The following is a 19,725-nucleotide window of genomic DNA, read 5'->3' as shown; positions in this document are numbered from 1 at the left end:
TTCAAATCGAAAGACAACCTTACTAATATTTCACCTCCAAGAAACGCTGAAAATGATCTTCCCGATGTTAGATTGAAATTTGATGACCTTCAATGAGTTATTTGGATTTGTTTTTGAATTTAACTAAACAATATATCAACTCAAACAATTATCATTATTGTCACCAATCTTCAAAAACAACTATGCAAGGAAAAATAGCCATTATCACAGGCGGCAATGCAGGGATAGGCAAACAAACAGCTATTGGTTTAGCCGAAAAAGGATACACCATTGTATTGTTTTGCCGCAATGAACAAAAAGGAAAAATTGCTCAAGAAGAAATTCAACTACAAACGGGGAATCCTAATATTGATGTGATAACCTGCGATTTATCTTCATTGGAGAACGTGGAGCAAGCAGCAAACAAATTCAAACAAAAGTACGATAGATTGGACTTGCTTATCAACAATGCAGGTTTGTTTTACGATTATCTCACACAAACAGGTGATGGTTTTGAAACTCAATTTCAGGTCAATCACTTATCCCATTTTTACCTTACCCAGCTACTTTTGGATGTACTCAAAAAATCTGCTCCTGCCCGCATCGTCAATGTATCTTCTGCTGCACATCTCGGCAAAAAAATAGACTTTGAACACCTCCCTTATGGCAAAGAAAAATATGATGGATTGGATGTGTATGGTCAAACCAAACTTGCCAATATTCTGTTTACCAAAGAATTAACACGAAGGTTGCGACAAGAAGGCATAATTGCCTTTGCCTTGCATCCTGGGGTAGTTCGCACCCAAATCGGACGAAAAAACACAAAAGGATGGATCAATTGGGGATGGAAAGCCCTCATTTCTTTACCGATTTTTTCCATTTCTGAGAAAAAAGGTGCCGAAACCAGTTTATACGCTGCTACTTCCCTTGAATTGGAAAAATTTGGCGGGGAATACCTCAAAAATAACATGATAGTGAAGTCTTCAAAACCTTCTTACAACCAAAATACAGCAAAAAAATTGTGGGAATTGAGTGAAAAATTATTGAAGGAGAAAGGAAGATGAGCAATTTTTTTGTAGAAAGTTTATTTTCTTTGTGGGCGTTTTTCACAATTGGACAACTCTAACTCCATCAACAAACGACTTATGCTATCAAAAGAAGTCATCATACAAATTCACGCTTTTTCAGGATTAATTGTGTTCATCACTGGATTGCTGCAAATTCTTCTCAAGAAAGGTGGAAAAATTCACCGTTATATAGGTTTGACTTATGTGGCTACGTGGCTGGTGTTGGTCGGCGGATGGATTGGATCGTACCTAATTTTGCTACTAGGTATTTTTGGTTTTTACTTCGTTCTGTCAGGTTATCGCTTTGCCAAATTGAAGAAAATACCTGCTCAATTATTTGATAAAGCACTTATTGGAGCAGGAATATTGGTGGGAACTTGGATATTGATTTCGGGTATTCGCTTGTTGATTGCAGGAAATATGAGTTTTGGCATTATTTTCACAGTTTTTGGAAGCATTTTTACCTTGTTGACCGTCCAAGATTACTTTCAATTTATTCGCAATAAAAAGTTGGATAAGCTATTTGGAATCAAACAGTTTTGGTATTTCGAGCATTTCTCCAGGATGTATATTTCCTATATTGCTGCACTAACAGCCTTTAGTGCTATTCAAAATATATTTGATATTGTTGTGTTGAATTGGTTGATGCCTACGGTCTTGGGAACAATATTGATTGCGCTAACCAAGCGATACTATATCAAGAAATTCAAGATTGAAGTCTAAAAATAAAAGGCGGTTATCCAAACGCATTGCCTGAATAATCGCCTTGTAATGTAAAGCAAGACCTTAATTAAATTGTATTAAAAAGCTAATAGTCATTCATTAATGTGTTATTCTAAATGCAAAGTTGCTTTCTTCTTCAACAATTCTTCTTCCGCTTCTTTGTGATCAGGGTCTGGTACACAGCAATCTACAGGACAAACTGCCGCACATTGTGGCTCTTCGTGAAAACCCATGCACTCAGTACATTTGTCTGTCACTATGTAGTAAAAATCTTCTGAAACAGGTTCTTGCTCATCGTCTGCTCCGACTTCCTTGCCATCCAATAGGGTATAGGTACCCGTCAAAGTAGTGCCATCAGACATACGCCATTCTACACCACCTTCATAGATGGCATTGTTCGGACATTCGGGTTCACATGCACCACAGTTGATGCACTCATCGGTAATCATTATCGCCATATCTGAAATATTTTTTGGGGTTTGAAATTTAATAGTTTGTTTTTAAATTGAAGTGGATTTGTCAACTATCAGAAATACCTGACACCACTACTAAAGCCACAAAATACAACAACATAACACGAAAAAACAAAAAAGTGTTTGGGAATTATCAATAGAAATAGAGAATGAAGGGATTGAATGAAAAAGTGTAAATTTGCCTCCCCAAATAATAAATTTAGCATATTAACCTTCAATATACATATGAATCTTCAACAAAGAATACATATCCTCACCCAACTTGGACAAGCCCTTCAAAATAAGACAGATCAACAGGCTATGGCAAAAATGGCTTTCGCTAGTAACAACTGGTTTACCATCGAAAATACCCAAGTCATGCTGCAATCTATTGCAGACAACTATCTTTCTACTGAAAAATTGCAACAATGGACTGCTCGCTATGATTTCTCAAAATTGGGTGAAACTCCTTCAAAGACAGTTGCTTTGGTGATGGCGGGAAATATTCCATTGGTCGGATTCCACGATTTTTTGAGCGTATTCATCTGCGGGCACAAAGCCCAAATCAAACTTTCCGAAAAGGATGACAAACTCCTGCCTTATCTCTATCAACTCCTGCTGCAAATTGACAAAAGCATTGAAAACCAAATAGCTATTACTCCTCAATTGAAGAATTTTGATGCGGTCATTGCCACAGGTAGCAACAATTCATCTCGGTATTTCCACTATTATTTTGGCAAATATCCCCACATCATCCGAAAAAATCGAGGTTCAGTAGCCGTACTTTCTGGACATGAAACGGAAGCTGATATTCTCGAACTTGGTAAAGATATTTTTCAATATTTTGGTTTGGGTTGTCGAAGTGTGTCTAAATTGTTTGTGCCAAAAGACTATGATTTCAATTTTTTGCTGGGTCTCCTAAATGAGTACAAACAAGTTGCGATGCACTCCAAATACCGGAACAATTACGACTATCATTTGGCAATTTATTTGCTGGACAAAGTAAAACACTTGGTAAACGATACCGTAATTGTAACTGAAAAAGAAGCGGTTAGCTCGCCAGCTGCTATTTTACACTATGAATATTATGCCGATGAAACTGCATTGAAAAACCGATTGAAGGAACAAGAAGAGGACATTCAATGTGTGGTTGGTTTGTCAGATGAATACTTAGGATTTGGTGAAGCACAGCGGCCTGAATTGTGGGATTATGCGGATAAAGTGGATACAGTGGAATTTTTGTTGGGGCTTTAGATATGGGATTTTGTTGATTGTTTTCTCACGATTTTTTCAAGGAGGTAAGGGATTATGAAAGTTTGGTGAACTGCTATCATCGTCCTTAGCATGGAGAAATTTTAGTACTCTTTTGTTTTAATTCTCACGATTTCACTTTGCCATTGCATTATCTCCTTGTTTTATAGTTCAAGATTACTTCTCAACATACCAAGGATAGGAAACTGCTTGTGGTAAAACAGCTTAACACCTCTATTAAATTTTCTTATTATTATTTAATAGTTTGATTAATAATGTGTTGAGCGAATTTATATCGCACGCTACCTACTCATTTATTATGAGATTTTTAAATCTTTAGAATTGGAACTTATCCTTCCTAAATACGATTTTGATAGATTTCTTTTTTTTGATACTATTCTTAAGAGTGCTTTTTCTTTATGATATTCCTTAAATTTCTGCTGTAAGTCTTTATTAATGATTTCATTCCCATAAGTTTGATCCTTATTGTATTCAATTTTTTGCAAATCTATCTTTTCCACCTCAATAAACCTATCTACAATCACTGAGAATGTATTAGGTTCTCTATGGTCAACATTTGTTTCCTCCCATGATAATTCTTCATATGAAAATTGACACCTTACCTTTCCTTCTTTAGAATGCTCACTGAAATAATCCTTTTTTACTTTTTCGAGATCTTCTTTAACTACCTTTCTACATCCTATTGAGAATTGTCTAAAAAAACTATTTTCTCCATCTATACATTTACCAATTCCAAAGTTTTCAATTGAACCGTCGATTCTATGAATATGGAAACAAACATTATTCGCATATTCTGTCGGCTCTACTTTAATTTTAGAGACTCCAACACCTATTTTTTCGGATGCTCTTGGATGATTTTTTAAAAGTTGGTAAACATCGTCAAAGTCTGATCCATTGAGTTCTAAATTTTTATTTCTGTTTAAAATTTCTGAAAAATACTCATTTGCAGCCTTTTTTGTTTTGAAATCAATATTTCCAATAGTAACTGATTTAGCCATATTGTTTTTTTAATTTGATGTTGTGAATAAGTCGACTCTTCAAATAAATATTTATTATGTATAACGGAGCAAGTATACACGCAGTCGCACCCACGACCACGTGTACCGAAAGTTCGTTGCTAAGGTACGTACCTTTAAAAAATGTTGAACCATCAATAATTGATTCTATTGATGGTTCACATTGTGTGCGCCTTGAATGGTAAATATAACGAAGATTTAGTTTATTGCCTAAAGAATCGTTTCATTTTGTGAAGTGAAAGCAACATAGTCCAAAGTCCAATACTTGACACAACTATTACCCTCAAATGATTGGAGGTAAGGGATTATGAAAGTTTGGTAAACTACTTTGAAAGGAGAGGAGTAAAAACAAAAAGGTTTGACCAATCAAAGTCAAACCTTTTCATTATCCAACAATCTCACCGTGACATTTACATTTCTTGGTAGTCGACACCCAATTCCTTCAATACCTTGATAGAATTGGCTTTCACATTGGCAGGAGGATTCAACGAGAGGGATTTTTTGAAACTTTTGATGGCTTTTTCCTTTTCTCCAATTTTGGCATAACCTTCGCCCAAACTATCCCAAGCATTGGGGTCAGTTGGATTTTTCTCCGTATTTGCCTCAAAAATTTCTACTGCTTCCTTCATTTTACCCCCGAAAAGCAATTGGTAGCCATAGTTATTGAGTTCCGCATTTGTACCTTTTGAGATGGCAGCCGCTTTCACTTTTTCGGCATCTTCGTTTTTGCCCATGCTTGCCAATAAATCCGATTTGGCGAGCATATTGGTCATATTAGGCTTCATTTCAATGGATTTGTCCAACCATGCTAAAGCTTTGTCTTCATTTGATTTTTGCTGAATCAAATATTTTGCAGCACCGTGGTATTCTTTCCAGCCTACATTGAAGGTCGCCAAATCTTGCTCCAAAGTAGCGGTGATGATTTCCATTTCTTTCTTTTCATCTTTGGCATCCTGAGCCTTTGCCGTCAGTTTGGCTTTGGTCAGCAAATTGTTGGAGTTGGGATTCATAAAAACAGAACGAGTTGCCCATCCCAATCCTTCTTTGTAGTTCACCTCATTTTGAAGGGCATAGTTGGCAGCTTCGTTCCAACCAATCCAAGTCCACCCAGAACGGTTGCGAAGTTCATCTTTGAGGCTGGCAAACACAATGTTGTGAACATCTGCTTCTACTTTGAAGGGAAATTTTTTCTTACCCCAAGTCAAGGCACATACGGCACTCGTAGGGGTGATGTCTTCAAACGAGTAGGTCAAAAATTCGTGGTGTGGTGCATCAGCAGATTGAATCATTACCCGTAGGGCATCTTCATCAGGCGTATAAGAAAAACTGCCCCAAGCGGATGTACTGTTAGAAAAAATGACTTCCGATTGTCCTTTTTCGCTCGGAATCAAATGCAGTCCATACGTTCCCGCTTTCAATTCTTTTCCTTCAATACTCACATTGGTCGAAAAAGAAATGAGGGTGTTGTCATTGGCTCCTGCTCTCCAAACAGCATCATACGGCACCAATTTCCCCCAAAGTTCCCGATCTTTGATAGCAGGGCGGTGGTATGTCACCATGATTTCGGTCAGTCCAATCGTTTGACCTACAATGGCTTTTTGGCTTGCTCTTGGCAAATTAGTAACAGTAGATTGCGCCGATATATCTTGGGCAAGCAAATAAAGAAAGAAGCAAATTGTAGTAGTAAATAATCTTTTCATAAGGACGATATTGTATTTGATTGATTAATGCTTCAATTTGGCTTTTATTATCTGAACTATCTACTACATTTTAGGGTAGTTAAATAGTTTTCCTATATAGATTTCTGTGTATATTAGTTTAAAAAAAAATAATATTCAATAGATTATATGTTGTGAATTTTAAAAATTATAAACTACCGAAGTCTCTTACAATTCTAAATTTGACTCATGGATATTTTTAGTGGAGCAGTTAAAGACTTTTGTAGTTTCCTTTTGAGAGCATACTGATTTTCAAACATTCCATCATATCTTTAAGAATAAACTACAAAAGTCTCATTCTACTAAAATCTTCGATGAGCCCTAAATTTCATTGAAGACAAGCAGCGATTAAACCTATTTTGATTGAAATCATCTAATAGGGTTGACGAGTTTAATTTTATAAACCATAAAATCTCTAACAAAAATGAAAAAATTCATTGCTGTCTTTTTAATATTATTTGCTGCTAATTACAATTCTCTTTTCGCTCAGTTTGAACCTGATATGACAAGTCAAGGTTTGCGATTTGACGGCGTGTATATGGCTTCAATGCAAGATGATTATACTTCCAATAGTTTACAACTGTATGTTCGTTTCTTTGAAGATGGTACTGTTGCAACTGCTGCTACTTCTGATAGTCCTGTAAAAGTTTTGGAATGGTTGTTTCCTGGAAACAATGCGCCAATGGCTTTAGGTACATTCGGTTACAAACCCAAAAATGGAAAATTGAAGTTTGGAACTACATCAGCAGGCGGACAGGTGAAATACAAAGGTGTGGTAAGCAATACGGGAGAATTGTTGATGGATGTAAAAAGCAAGATCAACAGAACCAAATTCCAAAAAGTATTTCAATTTATACCCAAATCTAATGCATTCAATACGCAGCCTTCAAACAATTATATTGATGGCGCAACACCTTATCGCCCTTCTACTACTACAAGAGTGCGGGTGAAGACTGCTAACTAATAACTTGATAGATAATTGACTAAAAAAAAAGTGCATTTTGATTCAATCAAAATGCACTTTTTTTTTGGGAGGTATTATTGACAATTTTTTGAAGTAAGAAAGACTTCGGAAGTTCCATTTTTATAGGATTTACAATCTTCGAAGTCGTTTCTTGATTCTTTAGTCGCATTCCAATATTAATTGTTTCCTCGTTTTGTACCAAACTCATTCACCCGAGTTCCATAATGACTTTTGACACCAAGTTGGTCAAAATCGGTGTTGTTGTTGCGGTCTTTTACCGAATTGAAGACACGCATCTGCCATCTATCATCTCGAAGCTCGCCACGAGCAGTAGAGTGTATGAGCTCATAGTCATTGTCTGCAAAATTGGGATTGTAAAATACAAATTGAACATTGCTTTGACTGGCAAGTTGGTAGTATTGCCAAATTTGGTAAGGGGCAGCACCTGGTTCATTTGCTCCATCGGTCAAATCATTTGGAGGCCCATATTGCAGAAAAACCCGACCTCTATCGGTTTCAAAACCATCGTACATCTGACTACCGTAGAGTTCTTCTACTTTTTGAATTTGGGCTTTGTAATGCTCAAACTGTTCGGCTGCATCAAATGGATAGTGCTGCTTCCAGTAATTGTGGATAAATCGTCGCTGCAATTCAGGGTTTTTACCCGCTACTAAGTTATTGATATAATCTTTAGTGCTGGGATCGGCAATTGGAAGAATAGCGCGCAGGTAATAATCTGCCTGTTTATCATCAAGTTGGGCAACAAAAGAATCACTGATGTCTATCTGGTGAATATCGGATAGTGTGTAGTCTGCAACTTTTTTGTTGCGCTGAAAAAATACCGCTTTTGCAGCCAATAGTTTGTTTTTCTTGTCTCGTACTTCAATGATTAAATTGTAATTGCCTGAAGGCAAATCACTGATGTCGAATTCTGAAAAGGCAACATTGACAAGGGCAGCTTTCTTTTTTTGGAAAGAGCGTAGATTCTGAATGATTTTATTGTTGTCGCTGCTCAAACGAATGGAATACAATACCAAAAAATCGGTTTCCTCCAATTTCTGTTCTGTATTGTAAATTTCTGCATAGAAAGCTATACGGTTGATATTGTTACCAAAATAGTTTAATACATTGGGGTATAGGTGGTAGCCATTTTTGGTATAAATATTGGGTTCGTTCAAATCGGCTGCTTCGTATTGGTCAATCAGCATAATGTCGGAGACAGTAAGTTCGTCTTTTTCCATACCGACTTTGATGGTTTTGGTATAGCGGGCTTCTTTTTCCAAGTGATTGGTGTCTTTGAAAAGAATGTCTAAGGTATAAGTACCATCTTTCAGCGCATTTCGTTTTAGATCTGTAAGGTTAAAATTGACCGCTTCAAGCTGGTCAATAACGGGGCTGTGCAACAAATATTTGTCGAATTGGATAATTTTTTCTCCTTGCTTGAACAAAATGGTTACTTCAACAGCTGCTTGGTATTTGCCATTTTCTATGGCCACAAATTTGACATCTGTACTCGGAACAAGGAGGTAGGTTTCTATATAACTTTTTTGGTCTGGAGTGCTAAAAATAGCATAATTGACCACAGGACTAAACGCAAAACCTATATTTGAAGCGAATAATAGTAGTAATAATAATGTTATCTTTTTCATCTAAAATCGTTTTTTACAACCAAATATTCAATAAGTTGAAATCTTTGGCCTAAATCATAAAACTTGTGCAATATATCAAGCAAAATAATCCGATTATTGTTTATTTGCTAAGGGAAAATTAAATAATTGCAGGAATACAAACAAATATTTTACAAGTAGATTGTCGGAATAAAATTTGATAGATTCGGAAATATCTATTGTATTAAACTATGATAATGTCTGTTCTTTACCGATTTTTTTAACATTATAGAAGAGATTTCATCGGAAAACTATCTGTATTTTCGTTTTGTTTCTAATTTTGTTGAGTATCTTTGAAGCGATACTGAGACCTATCTAAATTTATTGAGTGTGAACCAGCAAGAGGAGTATAAAACAGAAAAAATTGAAGTAGAAGTGCCGAAAAAAAAGAAAAAATCGGCAGCACGAGAATGGACAGAAGCCCTTTTATTGGCAATAATTGCTGCAACAATTATACGTTTGTTTTTTATTGAAGCCTACACCATTCCTACTTCTTCAATGGAAAAAACCCTTTTGGTAGGGGATTATCTTTTTGTCAGCAAACTAAATTATGGTTCGAGATTGCCGATTACTCCTTTGTCGTTTCCATTTGCCCACAATGTAATGCCCTTCACAGATGGCAAAAAATCATACAGTGAATCTTTCAAACTTCCATACTACCGCCTTCCTGGATTACAAAACATTGAACGCAATGATGTGATTGTATTTAACTATCCTGTTGAAAAAGAACGGCCTGTGGATAAGAAAGAAAATTACATCAAGCGATGTGTGGGGCTTCCAGGTGATACGCTCGAAATAGTGAATCGTCAATTGTATGTCAATACCGAACCAGCCGAAAATCCTGAATTGATGCAGTACAATTATTTGGTGCGAACCAACGGAACACCGATTAACCGTACAACATTGCAGAAAATGGAAATAACAGAGGGTGGTAGCAACATTGTAGAAAATAACCTCTACATCTATCCATTGACTCAATACAGTTTTACCAAAACCCAAGAATTGTCAAACGTATTGAAGGTAGATACAAGTTTGATAGATAGAGGAATACACGATATGGGTATTTTTCCACCTGCATCCAATGATTATCCTTGGAACATTGACAACTACGGTCCCATTGTTGTTCCTGCAAAAGACAGTACAGTGCAATTAACGACTCAAAATCTGCCGATTTATGAAAAAGTAATTGAAGACTACGAAGGCAATGAGTTAAAAACAGAAAATGGGAAAATATGGATTAACAATGAAGAAACAGAGACTTATACCTTCAAAATGAACTACTATTTTATGATGGGCGATAATCGTCACAATTCTGCCGATTCTCGATATTGGGGCTTTGTACCCGAAGACCACATAGTTGGAGAAGCAGTGTTGATATGGTTTTCGTTGGGCGAGGGAGATAATTTTTTTGACCGCATTCGATGGGATAGAATTTTTAAATCGGTCAATTGATTATTGACTTTTTAATTATTATTCCTTACTTTGCAATAGGTTGGTATTTGGAATGTTTTCCCAAATCTTGACTGTTTGAAATTTTTGAAGAATAAAAATTTGGTAATGAATCAATTAAGATTAAATATACAGGCATTTTTTCAAAAAATCCCACATCATTTTAAGAATAAATATGCCATTACAGGTTTGATTTTCTTTTTGTGGATGATGGTATTCGACACCAATACGATTCCTTCCCAAGTTCGATTGGATATGCAAATCAACGAAATGGAGCAAAAGAAGGATTATTACAAAAATGAAATTGAAGTAGTGAATCAATCTTTAAAAGATTTGCTTACCAACGAAGCTACACAAGAAAAATTTGCACGTGAAAATTACTTGATGAAAAGAAAAAATGAAGATGTATTCGTGATTGAATATAAATAAGACCTATATCCATGAACAAAAATCAATTATTTATCTCTCTTATATCACTACTGATTGTTTCGCTTTCGTCGTGTTTGCCTCATGAAACAAAAAACACCAAACTGATCATTCACAAAGCTGAGGACTTCAATATTTCTTATGATTTAGTCGATGCCGATCGAAAATACAGGCTACCAGGAAAACTGGTCGAAATCTCAGGACTCTGCATCATCAACGATACAACGATTGCTTGTGTGCAAGACGAAATGGGGGAACTTTATACCTTCAATCTGAATAAGTCATTGATTACCAGCCGAACACCATTCGGCAAAGAAGGGGATTATGAAGGAGTGGCATGTACGGATAGTTTATTGTATGTTTTGAGAAGCAGTGGCAAAATTTATGAGATACAGCATTTCAAACAAGATAGCCAATCAACAGTGAAATACCGAACTGATCTCCGAAAATTTAACAATGCACAAGGTATGGTCTATGATCGGTCCAACAACCGTTTATTGGTTGCCTGCAATGGATTAATTGGAGATGAAGCTTCTATTGATAAAGTTAGGTCTATTTATTCATTTGATTTACAACAAAAGAAAATGGATTCTATCCCTATTATCAGTTTCACAATAGATGACATTTACAAATTTTTAGAAGTAGGAGGTGTAGAAAAGACTTCTGAACAATTAGCCGAGTTTTTTAGTCCAGGAAGCACAGACTTACTCGCTTTCCAAACCTCAGGTCTTGCCATTCATCCCATTACAGGCGACTATTACTTAGTGTCTTCCAAAGACAATTTTTTTATGATACTCAGCAATGAAGGGCAATTTCGCTACATCCGTCAATTAGATAGTTCAATCTTTCGCAAACCTGAAGGCATCACCTTTTTACCCAATGGTGATCTCTTCATTTCCAATGAAGGTGTAAGCGAAATCGCAAATATTACCCGTTTCAACTATGTGAAAGATATTGAATAAGTAACGAATAAGAATTAAAATGAAAAAAACATTTCTAAATCAGGTTGTTGGGAATTTCAAATCTACAACTTATTTTTTGACCGTTACTCAACTCATGCAATGTAACTTCAATATAATATCCCGCTTACTATTCCTCTTTTGGAATTAAATGCGGAAAGGACAGCAGACAAATCGGGAAGTTATTTTATTCCACATAGCAAAATTTGCTACTTCATTTTATTTTTGAGTTTGATCATCTCTTGCTGTAAATCAATCACTGTACTCATCAATTTTTCAAGTGTTGTATCGCTGTTATTAGAAGGCAATTCTTTGCTAATAAACGCCTTTGCATTCCACATCTCTACCACTTCTTCAATTTTTATAGGATAAGGAGGATAGGCTGGATTGTCTGATTGTAGAATCAGCGTTTTGTTTTCATCAATATTGTTGAGTACTCTTTTGTAAACAATTCCTTCACTTTGTGAAACAATAATATAAGTATCATTGTTTTTTACATCATACCAATCTGCCACATATTCACCTACTACCACCGAACCAGGTTGAAGTGGCAACATAGAGTCTCCTTTTATTTCAAAAGCACGATATGTTCCTTGCGGCAAAAATGGGAGGCGAAATTTAGCCAAATTTTCTATGTATTCAGGATCAGCGTAACCATCTAAATACCCTGCTCTTGCTTTCTCGGCAACAAGTTCGATGTTCTCATTGTCGTTTTCATCAACGGTGATGGACAATACCCGCAGTTTTTTCCCTTCAATGTCTGTAGAAGGCATTTCGGTAACGCTATGAGGAGAAACAGAGGAATCTGTATAACTACTTGATCCAAAAACACTTTCATCTGCAATCTTTGCCAAATCTTGTGTTAGCAGTTTGTCGATAGAGATATTGAATTTTCGAGCAATCGTTTGAATGGTTTCATAATTGGGCTTTGCTCGTCCTTCCTCATACGCACCCAATGAAGACCGTTTGATGCCGATTAAATCCGCAAAACTTTGTTGTGTCATACTTTTTTGCTTGCGAATAAATTTGATATTTGCATTGATAGTACTACTTGCCATAACCGTACAATTTTTTCAGTATAATGTTGCTATTAAATTACTTATTTGGCTAAAAATTTTAGTTTAAACTAAGTAATTTGGTAAATTCTTGTTACTCTTGTAAATATACTAACAAATTTAAAGAATAGAAAGTTTCTAATAAAAAAAATAGTATTTCTCTCGAAAAAGTAGTAAATAGAGAGCGATTACGGCAATATCTGAGCAATTTGCAGTAAAATTTGATGAATCTTCCTAAAAAAAGAAGTCATTATTGCAATCGTTTGAAGACAAATACGATTTCTTTGCCATTTCCCGAAATGATGGCTTTCATACTATCTGCTGTCATTAGTTCGTAGCTTATTTTTTTAGGAAAATCGTGTTCAGGGTTTTCAAATACGACCACATTCTCCTGCAAATCGGTTAGCTCAAAGATAGTAGGTTGATTGTTGTGGGGTACAATGGCAATGTATTGTACTTTGTCTCCTTTAATTTGCAATTTTAATTGTTCTTTGAAAAGAACTTTATCCCCCTCCGTCGTCAATCCCACTCCTGCCAAATGTCCATCTTCTTGCAGTTCCCACAGCTCCAATGAGACCCTTTCGGGAACTTCATTGGTGCGTTGCCATTCACCTATTAGCCAATGTAATTGTTTCATCTTCAATTTATTTTCAGTGTTACTCGATTCATTTATACAGGCAGAAAATAGGAGTAAGTTCACCCAAATTAAGCAATGTAAATATTTCATACGTCAAATCTAATCAAATTTTAAATGGCTAAATATCGTGAACAAAAACCATTGCTTGTTGTAAAATAGGTAAAGATGGGGTGCATCTCAAATTATCGCAAGATGGAACGGTGTCGGTACGCTGTACCTTTTATTTACTTCTCCAATAATGTCCTACAAACAGGGTCGGAGCTACGCTCCTGATACGCAATTTCTTAGGAGCATAGCTCCGACTCTGTTTGTAGAGCGTGGAATATAAAAAAAGTTTTTAAGGTGCGTAGCACCGTCACCAGTTGCCCAATAATTTTTCAAAGCATGACAATTTGGGATACACCCTAAAGATGCTAAAAAAATATGCCATGAAATCACATTTACACTTATTGCTACTTTTTCTTTGCTCCATCTTTTCTACTTCAACTTTATTGGCTCAATTATCAGGTAATAAAGAAGCAAGAGATTGGTGGATCAACAATGTTAATTGGGATGGAAATACCCATTGGAGTGCCTATCTCATTCAGTCGCCTGCCTATATGGGACCCAATGCCTTACCCGTACCCAGTGTTTCAAAAGGAGTGATTGACAATCAGACAAAATTGCGTTTTTCTTTGCAGACACACTTCAGCAATGGTGACGATACCCAAAATCCTTTCCTCTCCTTCAATTATGCCGTTGCCCCCAAAAAAATTGCATTTTTCGCTTTTTTGTACCCAATCGAACACTTTGCGATGAGCAATAAGGTCAGAGATGAGCGGAGATTGTCAGATGCCTATTTTGTGCCGAGAGGTTTTGCAGCAGGGGATCTTTATTTTGGTGCAGCCATTCAAATACTCAAAAACAAACAAAATTTACCCGATATTGCGCTCAGAATGACCACCAAAACGGCTTCGGGAGGGGCAAAAGGCGGTAGTCGAAATACCGATGCGCCAGGCTATTACTTTGACCTTTCTTTGGGTAAAAAATGGTTTTTCAACCAAGAGGATGAAGAACATAGTATGTCCATTTATTCCATGCTGGGCCTTTTTGTGTGGGAAACCAATGCCTTGTCATTACCTCAAAACGATGCACTTTTGTTTGGAATTGGCACAGACATCCATTTGTCAAAATATACCATCCATTCTGATTTTGGAGGTTTTTGGGGCTACAAAAACAATGGTGACAGACCTATCATCTATCGCTTTGGTATAGATAGAGCTTTTGGCAAGGGACAGTATTTGTTGAAATATCAAGCAGGTATTCACGACTTTCCGTACAATTCCTTTGAAGCAGGGATAGTTTTTTACCTAACAAAACAAAAATAATTGCGTAAAAAAACCGAACAATTGCTAGCCTATTGATTGTTCAGATAGTGAATTGCTTCAATCCAATTTTTTAAAAAAAATAAAAGATTCCAGTATAAATGAAAATAATCGAATGTCCGAGAGACGCAATGCAAGGTCTGCATACCTTTATACCAACCGAGCGAAAAGTAGAATACATCAACGCACTGCTCAAAGTGGGCTTTGATACCATTGATTTTGGAAGTTTTGTATCACACAAAGTCATTCCACAAATGCAAGATACTTGGAAAGTAGTTTCTCAGCTGGATATGAGCGAAACCGACTCCAAGTTGTTGGCCATAGTTGCCAACGAAAGAGGGGCAAAGGATGCCTCTGAGTACGAGCAGATCACCTACCTCGGCTTCCCATTTTCTATCTCCGAAAAGTTTCAACTCCGAAACACCAACGCTACGCAAGAACAGGCCTTCAACAAAGCACAAGATATGTTGGAGCTTTGCCTTCAAAAGGACAAAACCTTAGTGGTTTATCTATCAATGGGTTTTGGCAATCCTTATGGTGAAATGTGGCACCCTGCTTTGGTGGAGCATTGGGCAGACCGCTTTGCTGCAATGGGTGTGGAGATTATTTCGGTGGCAGATACGGTAGGTTTGGCGGATTCAGAGGTAATCGGCAATGTTTTCAAAGTATTGACCTACGATTTTCCCGAAGTAGAGTTTGGCGCACATTTCCATACCGAAGCCCACCTTTGGAAGGATAAGATGGAGGCTGCTTACCGCAATGGTTGTGGTCGCTTTGACAGTGCTATCAAGGGTCTGGGCGGTTGCCCAATGGCTCAAAACAAATTGGTGGGAAATATGCCGACCGAAAATGTGATTGACTTTTTTGCGGATGAACGGGCTGATTTTTTTATTGATGAGGAGGCGTTTGAGGCGGCGAAAGGGATGGCGGTGAGGATGTTTATGGAGGAGTTTGTGGAGTGAAAGAAAGGGGGGGTAGAATCTTGGATTGACCCGTCCTGAAAAAAACTGAAGGAAATATTTATGGTCTTAGATACTGCCAATATTCTTGATTCTCCAACAAAAAAAATCGCCATATTTTTGTTTTTGATTGTTTTTTTGGAGAAAACAAGTGGGTAGGTAGGGACGTTTTTTTGAAGGGACTGAAATAGAAAGTCGCAATAAGATGATTATTACGACTTTCTATAATATTGATTAAGAAGGAGTTTCGTTTCTATATTTCCAGCCACAATTAGGACAACCTAATAATTCATATTGCCCTGCTCCTTTTTTAATATACCCATCATGATGTAATTTTCCATATTTACACTGAGGGCAGGTATCACCTAGTTTTAAATTTGCCATGATAATTTAATTTTTTGGAAGTGAAAAAATATTATGTATATATAATTATTTTACTCATATTTTATTTAAAGATTATTTAAGCAAATCCATACAAATAAAAACCTCTTTCATCAAATCTCCAAATATCATTTATAAACTCCCCCTTTTCCTCCGAAGCAACAGTTTTACTTCTTATCTACCCTTTCTATAATGCGGAAATCGCTCGTAAAAATCATTGCGCCATTCTCGACCAATCGTAATAGGAGGTTTTTCTTTGGGGCTAAGGTAGGTTTCATCAGAAAAATGAGGCAGGAAAATTTGGTGGCTTTTGACCCCTTCAATTTTGGAAGTATTGACCATGTAAGACTTATGAACACGCATAAAATCAGCGTGAGGATATTTGTCCATAAAGGTTTTGAGAGGAATAGTTAGGTGGGCATTGCCGTTTGTAGTAATGACTTTGCAGTATTGACCATCTGCTTTTACATATAAGATATCATGGAGGTAGGTTTCAAATCGAATGCCTTTGAGGTCAGGGAGAGCAATTTTTTGAAGGTTGAGCGAAGGTTGGCTTACCCTTTCTGATAAACGTTTTTGCATGTTCGCCAAGGCTCTGTTTAATTTGGCATTGGTGATGGGTTTTTCTACAAAATCGTAAGGAAGCGGAAGGGCGATTTCGTCATCTGACATATTGGTAAATTTGGTGAGGTAGATAATGCCTACTAAATAATCTTCTCTGATTCTTTGGGCAGCCTCGATACCCGTCATTTTTGTGGCTAAATCAATATCCATGATTATGATATCTGGAACCTGTTTTTGGCGCACAAAATCAATCGCAGCTTCACCTGTTTCGACTATTCCTATTATTGTATGCTTCAATGCTTTTACTCTTTTTGCTAAAGCAACAGCTGTTAATTTTTGGTTTTCAACAATTAATATGGACGACATAGTTGATAAGTTGTTAACTTGTAATTTTTATACGGAAAAATAATTGGTATGATAAAAATAGTGTTTTTTTAACTGCTTTGTAGAATATTCGGGTTGTTTTGTTAAAAAATTAGTCCTACATTAGAGAGAACTAACAACTACTGTACTCGTATGTCAACCACAATTCAACCATCAAAAATACTCCAATTGGAGGAATACGCTTTGGCTCTTATGAATCAAGAAAATTACCAAGGTGCGTATGAAAGTTTTAAAAAACTATCCAAAAAAACACAAACAGATAAGGAGAAAACTTCATGTTTCAACAATTTGGGCAATTTACATCACCTCACAGGGCATTATTCTCAAGCCATATCCTCCTATTCACAGGCGATGAAATATAGTGAATCCTTGAAGGGTGACAAAATGTTGAAAGCCTGCCTATACCTAAATTTTGCTGTTGTTTACAAAGAGCAGAGCATATTAGAAAAAGCGATTCCTCTATTAACCAAAATTATTCAACTATTTGAACCTGCTCAAACAATTGAAGTATTGGCCTGTGCTTACAATACATTGGCGAATATTTATCGCGCCCAAAAACGTTTTGAGCAGTCGCTGATTTACCACAACAACGCCTTGACTATTCGCTATGAATTGGGGAACAAGATGGAAGTGGCAAAATCTTTGAACAATATGGGTTTGGTATATAAGGATTGTGGCAAATCGGAAGAAGCATTGTCTTATTTTGAAGATGCTTTGAAGATAAAATTAGAAGAGGGGAATTTGCTATCTGTTGCTTCTTCATTGGCAAATATTGGAGGGATTTACGAGGATTTAAAAAATTGGGAGAAAGCAGAAAGTTATTATTTGCAATCTGCCGAGATTAGAATGGAACAAGACGATAAAAATGGATTGGCAGTCATTTTTACTTCATTGGGAGAAGTGTATAGACAGACAGGTAGGTACGACAAAGCTCTATCTTTCTTGGATAAAGGTCGACTCTATGCGGAAGAACTTCAATTGCTCGCTATTCTAAGAGCAAATCTGAAGTCAACGAAGAAGGTCTATTGCAGCTTGAAAGATTATCCGAAAGCCATTGTTTATTTTGAAGCGTATGATAAGATTAACGAACGTCTTTCCAACAAAAATTTGCAACAATCACTGGCGGAAATGCAGGTGAAATTTGAAACCGAGCAAAAAGACCAAGCAATTGTTTACCTCGAAAAACAAAAGGCTGTGCAGGAAGCTGCAAACGCAACGGTTGAAGCTGCTTTGAAGGATTTGCACCATCGGGTGAAAAATTATTTGGAAATTTTATCCGATATTTTGACGCTGCAAGCGGATTTGCTGACAGAAGGAAAGGCACAAGAGGTTGCCAAAACCAATGAAGATAGGGTGCGGGCGATTGGTATGATTCACAACTTGCTGTATCAAGAAAGTCACTTGGCAACCATTGATATGCAAGCGTATATGGAAGAATTGGTGGAAGAATTGGTTTTTTCTTATGGCTTTGTGGATATGGAATTACATTTGGAAGTCGACAAACTGTATTTGAATGTGGACAAAGCGATTCCTTTGGCTTTGATTACGAATGAATTGGTCACAAATGCCTTGAAGTATGCCTACAAAGACCATGTTTCACCTCAATTGACTGTTTGTTTGCTGCAATCTAAAGAGAATCAATTGTATTTGAAGGTTCAAGACAATGGAGTTGGGAAACCTCTTGTTGTCAAAAAGAAAAAAAGCAATTCTTTTGGTTTGACTTTGGTACATACACTTGCTGAGCAATTGAAGGCGGAGATGAAACAGTACAATGATAATGGAGCGGTGTATGAATTGTTGATTGGATCGTTCGTTGACCAAAGTAAAAGGCTGTTTTAAAAGAGAAGATTACAGTAATTTTAAAAATTACTGTAATCTATATTCGGCTTTCTAAGTATCTAACCAGATTTAAAAGGATATTAAAGTCTTCATAAGAAATTAATAATAAACATTTTGTGATTTTTGAAATGTACTAATAATTTTGATTAGGTACTTAATTGAATTTACTCCAACAGCTGTAGGGTAAATTCATTGGGTCTGATTTCGGTAATTTGGTCAATTGCAACAGTTGTATTGTTGACACTGACTTCAACGTAGTATTCTCCTATAAGCACATTTTGAAAAAATGCGATTCCGTATGTATCAGTTGTTTCGTCATCAGTTAAGTTGCTGATAGTCGTGTGTGTAATTGTTACGGTAGCATTTGAAACAGGTTGATTGTTCGGATTCACTACTTTCATGTCAGATGTGGTGGTCATTATGGTTTCATCTTCGTTGCCGATGCTGATGGTTGGGTAATGAATGGTATTGTCGTCTTTCGATGCAGTAGTAATCTGTTGTTCAGTAACTTGCGTGTAATTCAAATCTTCTTTTGTGCAGCTTTGTGTGCATAGAAGGGTGAATACGGCTACCATCAAAATGGTGCAGATGTTCGATGATCTGGTCATTGTTTCAATAATTTAATAAAGTGAGAAAATGACCACAATTTTGCCATGTCCAATAGGCATACTTCTCCCATTGAATTGTTTGAATATTCTATTTGTTTGTATGTTTGGAATATACCCGTTTGTGCAATGGCTATTGTGGCTATTACATTAGCGGGAAGGCTATGCCCTGCTTTTCAACTGCTTACTGCCTTCCCGAGTGGGTAAGGAGTGAAAAGCGGAGGGAACTAAAAGATGAACTACTT

At 36.6% G+C, this 19,725-nt stretch carries 20 protein-coding genes; 11 read left to right on the top strand and 9 right to left on the bottom strand.

Translation table 11 applies throughout. The features are described from left to right. The first annotated feature begins 182 nt into the window (after positions 1–182). A complete protein-coding gene (locus R3E32_03510) occupies positions 183–1,043 on the top strand; it encodes an SDR family oxidoreductase (protein ID MEZ4883782.1) in 861 nt (286 codons plus the stop codon). A gap of 81 nt (positions 1,044–1,124) precedes the next feature. Then, positions 1,125–1,769 (top strand): hypothetical protein, encoded by a 645-nt coding sequence (locus R3E32_03505; GenBank protein MEZ4883781.1) that lies wholly within the window; start codon positions 1,125–1,127, stop codon positions 1,767–1,769. A gap of 107 nt (positions 1,770–1,876) precedes the next feature. On the opposite strand, the gene R3E32_03500 is transcribed toward R3E32_03505, so the two are convergent. Beyond that, complete coding sequence (locus R3E32_03500; protein ID MEZ4883780.1) at positions 1,877–2,227, bottom strand: 4Fe-4S dicluster domain-containing protein; 351 nt, start codon at positions 2,225–2,227, stop codon at positions 1,877–1,879. Positions 2,228–2,467: 240 nt separating this feature from the next. Here R3E32_03500 and R3E32_03495 point away from each other — a divergent pair, with 240 nt between their 5' ends. Next, the gene (locus tag R3E32_03495) at positions 2,468–3,475 is read left to right on the top strand and encodes an acyl-CoA reductase (protein ID MEZ4883779.1); all 1,008 of its coding nucleotides are present in this window, start codon (positions 2,468–2,470) and stop codon (positions 3,473–3,475) included. 314 nt (positions 3,476–3,789) lie between these two features. Here R3E32_03495 and R3E32_03490 read toward each other — a convergent pair whose 3' ends face one another. Both R3E32_03490 and R3E32_03485 read right to left on the bottom strand, forming a co-directional pair. Beyond that, entirely contained in the window at positions 3,790–4,491 is a 702-nt protein-coding gene (locus tag R3E32_03490) for a DCL family protein (protein ID MEZ4883778.1), read from the bottom strand. 428 nt (positions 4,492–4,919) lie between these two features. After that, a complete protein-coding gene (locus tag R3E32_03485) occupies positions 4,920–6,209 on the bottom strand; it encodes a DUF2911 domain-containing protein (GenBank protein MEZ4883777.1) in 1,290 nt (429 codons plus the stop codon). 442 nt (positions 6,210–6,651) lie between these two features. On the opposite strand from R3E32_03485, the gene R3E32_03480 reads away from it, so the two are divergent. After that, positions 6,652–7,191, top strand: coding sequence for a hypothetical protein (locus R3E32_03480; GenBank protein MEZ4883776.1), 540 nt, complete (start codon positions 6,652–6,654; stop codon positions 7,189–7,191). Between the two features lie 176 nt (positions 7,192–7,367). Here R3E32_03480 and R3E32_03475 read toward each other — a convergent pair whose 3' ends face one another. Continuing rightward, positions 7,368–8,840 (bottom strand): GWxTD domain-containing protein, encoded by a 1,473-nt coding sequence (locus R3E32_03475; GenBank protein ID MEZ4883775.1) that lies wholly within the window; start codon positions 8,838–8,840, stop codon positions 7,368–7,370. 348 nt (positions 8,841–9,188) lie between these two features. Between R3E32_03475 and lepB the strand changes: the two genes are divergently transcribed. The 3 genes from lepB to R3E32_03460 all read left to right on the top strand — a co-directional run bounded on the left by lepB (position 9,189) and on the right by R3E32_03460 (position 11,695). After that, positions 9,189–10,310: a signal peptidase I gene (gene lepB, locus R3E32_03470; GenBank protein ID MEZ4883774.1), complete on the top strand. Its 1,122-nt coding sequence runs from the start codon at positions 9,189–9,191 to the stop codon at positions 10,308–10,310. 105 nt (positions 10,311–10,415) lie between these two features. Then, on the top strand, positions 10,416–10,736 hold the full coding sequence (locus R3E32_03465; protein MEZ4883773.1) for a hypothetical protein: 321 nt from the start codon (positions 10,416–10,418) through the stop codon (positions 10,734–10,736). A gap of 11 nt (positions 10,737–10,747) precedes the next feature. Continuing rightward, positions 10,748–11,695, top strand: coding sequence for a hypothetical protein (locus R3E32_03460; GenBank protein ID MEZ4883772.1), 948 nt, complete (start codon positions 10,748–10,750; stop codon positions 11,693–11,695). 206 nt (positions 11,696–11,901) lie between these two features. Here the strand turns inward: R3E32_03460 and R3E32_03455 are convergent, their stop codons facing one another. Both R3E32_03455 and R3E32_03450 read right to left on the bottom strand, forming a co-directional pair. Continuing rightward, positions 11,902–12,750 (bottom strand): LexA family transcriptional regulator, encoded by an 849-nt coding sequence (locus tag R3E32_03455; protein ID MEZ4883771.1) that lies wholly within the window; start codon positions 12,748–12,750, stop codon positions 11,902–11,904. 247 nt (positions 12,751–12,997) lie between these two features. Next, a complete protein-coding gene (locus R3E32_03450) occupies positions 12,998–13,384 on the bottom strand; it encodes a DUF6265 family protein (protein ID MEZ4883770.1) in 387 nt (128 codons plus the stop codon). A 428-nt stretch (positions 13,385–13,812) separates the two neighbouring features. On the opposite strand from R3E32_03450, the gene R3E32_03445 reads away from it, so the two are divergent. Together R3E32_03445 and R3E32_03440 are read left to right on the top strand one after the other, a co-directional pair. Next, positions 13,813–14,751 carry a hypothetical protein gene (locus R3E32_03445; GenBank protein MEZ4883769.1) on the top strand — a complete coding sequence of 313 codons (939 nt, stop codon included), beginning with the start codon at positions 13,813–13,815 and terminating at the stop codon, positions 14,749–14,751. 98 nt (positions 14,752–14,849) lie between these two features. Further along, positions 14,850–15,710, top strand: coding sequence for a hydroxymethylglutaryl-CoA lyase (locus tag R3E32_03440; GenBank protein MEZ4883768.1), 861 nt, complete (start codon positions 14,850–14,852; stop codon positions 15,708–15,710). A gap of 231 nt (positions 15,711–15,941) precedes the next feature. On the opposite strand, the gene R3E32_03435 is transcribed toward R3E32_03440, so the two are convergent. Beyond that, positions 15,942–16,091, bottom strand: a complete 150-nt coding sequence (locus R3E32_03435) for a hypothetical protein (GenBank protein MEZ4883767.1) — start codon at positions 16,089–16,091, stop codon at positions 15,942–15,944. 171 nt (positions 16,092–16,262) lie between these two features. After that, the gene (locus R3E32_03430; protein MEZ4883766.1) at positions 16,263–17,018 is read right to left on the bottom strand and encodes a response regulator transcription factor; all 756 of its coding nucleotides are present in this window, start codon (positions 17,016–17,018) and stop codon (positions 16,263–16,265) included. 150 nt (positions 17,019–17,168) lie between these two features. Between R3E32_03430 and R3E32_03425 the strand changes: the two genes are divergently transcribed. After that, positions 17,169–18,875, top strand: a complete 1,707-nt coding sequence (locus R3E32_03425) for a tetratricopeptide repeat protein (protein MEZ4883765.1) — start codon at positions 17,169–17,171, stop codon at positions 18,873–18,875. A 164-nt stretch (positions 18,876–19,039) separates the two neighbouring features. Here R3E32_03425 and R3E32_03420 read toward each other — a convergent pair whose 3' ends face one another. Continuing rightward, positions 19,040–19,483 (bottom strand): carboxypeptidase-like regulatory domain-containing protein, encoded by a 444-nt coding sequence (locus R3E32_03420; protein ID MEZ4883764.1) that lies wholly within the window; start codon positions 19,481–19,483, stop codon positions 19,040–19,042. A gap of 45 nt (positions 19,484–19,528) precedes the next feature. On the opposite strand from R3E32_03420, the gene R3E32_03415 reads away from it, so the two are divergent. Then, on the top strand, positions 19,529–19,687 hold the full coding sequence (locus R3E32_03415) for a hypothetical protein (GenBank protein MEZ4883763.1): 159 nt from the start codon (positions 19,529–19,531) through the stop codon (positions 19,685–19,687). Positions 19,688–19,725: the final 38 nt, after the last annotated feature.

It is taken from the genome of Chitinophagales bacterium, assembly GCA_041392475.1.
Classification (GTDB): domain Bacteria; phylum Bacteroidota; class Bacteroidia; order Chitinophagales; family UBA2359; genus JAUHXA01.
The sequence above is the reverse complement of the archived record's forward strand: the minus strand, read 5'-3'. Positions and strand labels throughout refer to the sequence as shown.

Coding starts and splice junctions, on each gene's coding strand:
- R3E32_03435 (MEZ4883767.1), bottom strand. CDS start 16,091: ATGGCAAATTTAAAACTAGGTGATACCTGCCCTCAGTGTAAATATGGA.
- R3E32_03425 (MEZ4883765.1), top strand. CDS start 17,169: ATGTCAACCACAATTCAACCATCAAAAATACTCCAATTGGAGGAATAC.
- R3E32_03465 (MEZ4883773.1), top strand. CDS start 10,416: ATGAATCAATTAAGATTAAATATACAGGCATTTTTTCAAAAAATCCCA.
- R3E32_03510 (MEZ4883782.1), top strand. CDS start 183: ATGCAAGGAAAAATAGCCATTATCACAGGCGGCAATGCAGGGATAGGC.
- R3E32_03440 (MEZ4883768.1), top strand. CDS start 14,850: ATGAAAATAATCGAATGTCCGAGAGACGCAATGCAAGGTCTGCATACC.
- R3E32_03495 (MEZ4883779.1), top strand. CDS start 2,468: ATGAATCTTCAACAAAGAATACATATCCTCACCCAACTTGGACAAGCC.
- R3E32_03500 (MEZ4883780.1), bottom strand. CDS start 2,227: ATGGCGATAATGATTACCGATGAGTGCATCAACTGTGGTGCATGTGAA.
- R3E32_03415 (MEZ4883763.1), top strand. CDS start 19,529: ATGTCCAATAGGCATACTTCTCCCATTGAATTGTTTGAATATTCTATT.
- R3E32_03475 (MEZ4883775.1), bottom strand. CDS start 8,840: ATGAAAAAGATAACATTATTATTACTACTATTATTCGCTTCAAATATA.
- R3E32_03480 (MEZ4883776.1), top strand. CDS start 6,652: ATGAAAAAATTCATTGCTGTCTTTTTAATATTATTTGCTGCTAATTAC.
- R3E32_03450 (MEZ4883770.1), bottom strand. CDS start 13,384: ATGAAACAATTACATTGGCTAATAGGTGAATGGCAACGCACCAATGAA.
- R3E32_03485 (MEZ4883777.1), bottom strand. CDS start 6,209: ATGAAAAGATTATTTACTACTACAATTTGCTTCTTTCTTTATTTGCTT.
- R3E32_03420 (MEZ4883764.1), bottom strand. CDS start 19,483: ATGACCAGATCATCGAACATCTGCACCATTTTGATGGTAGCCGTATTC.
- R3E32_03460 (MEZ4883772.1), top strand. CDS start 10,748: ATGAACAAAAATCAATTATTTATCTCTCTTATATCACTACTGATTGTT.
- R3E32_03430 (MEZ4883766.1), bottom strand. CDS start 17,018: ATGTCGTCCATATTAATTGTTGAAAACCAAAAATTAACAGCTGTTGCT.
- R3E32_03445 (MEZ4883769.1), top strand. CDS start 13,813: ATGAAATCACATTTACACTTATTGCTACTTTTTCTTTGCTCCATCTTT.
- R3E32_03505 (MEZ4883781.1), top strand. CDS start 1,125: ATGCTATCAAAAGAAGTCATCATACAAATTCACGCTTTTTCAGGATTA.
- R3E32_03455 (MEZ4883771.1), bottom strand. CDS start 12,750: ATGGCAAGTAGTACTATCAATGCAAATATCAAATTTATTCGCAAGCAA.
- R3E32_03490 (MEZ4883778.1), bottom strand. CDS start 4,491: ATGGCTAAATCAGTTACTATTGGAAATATTGATTTCAAAACAAAAAAG.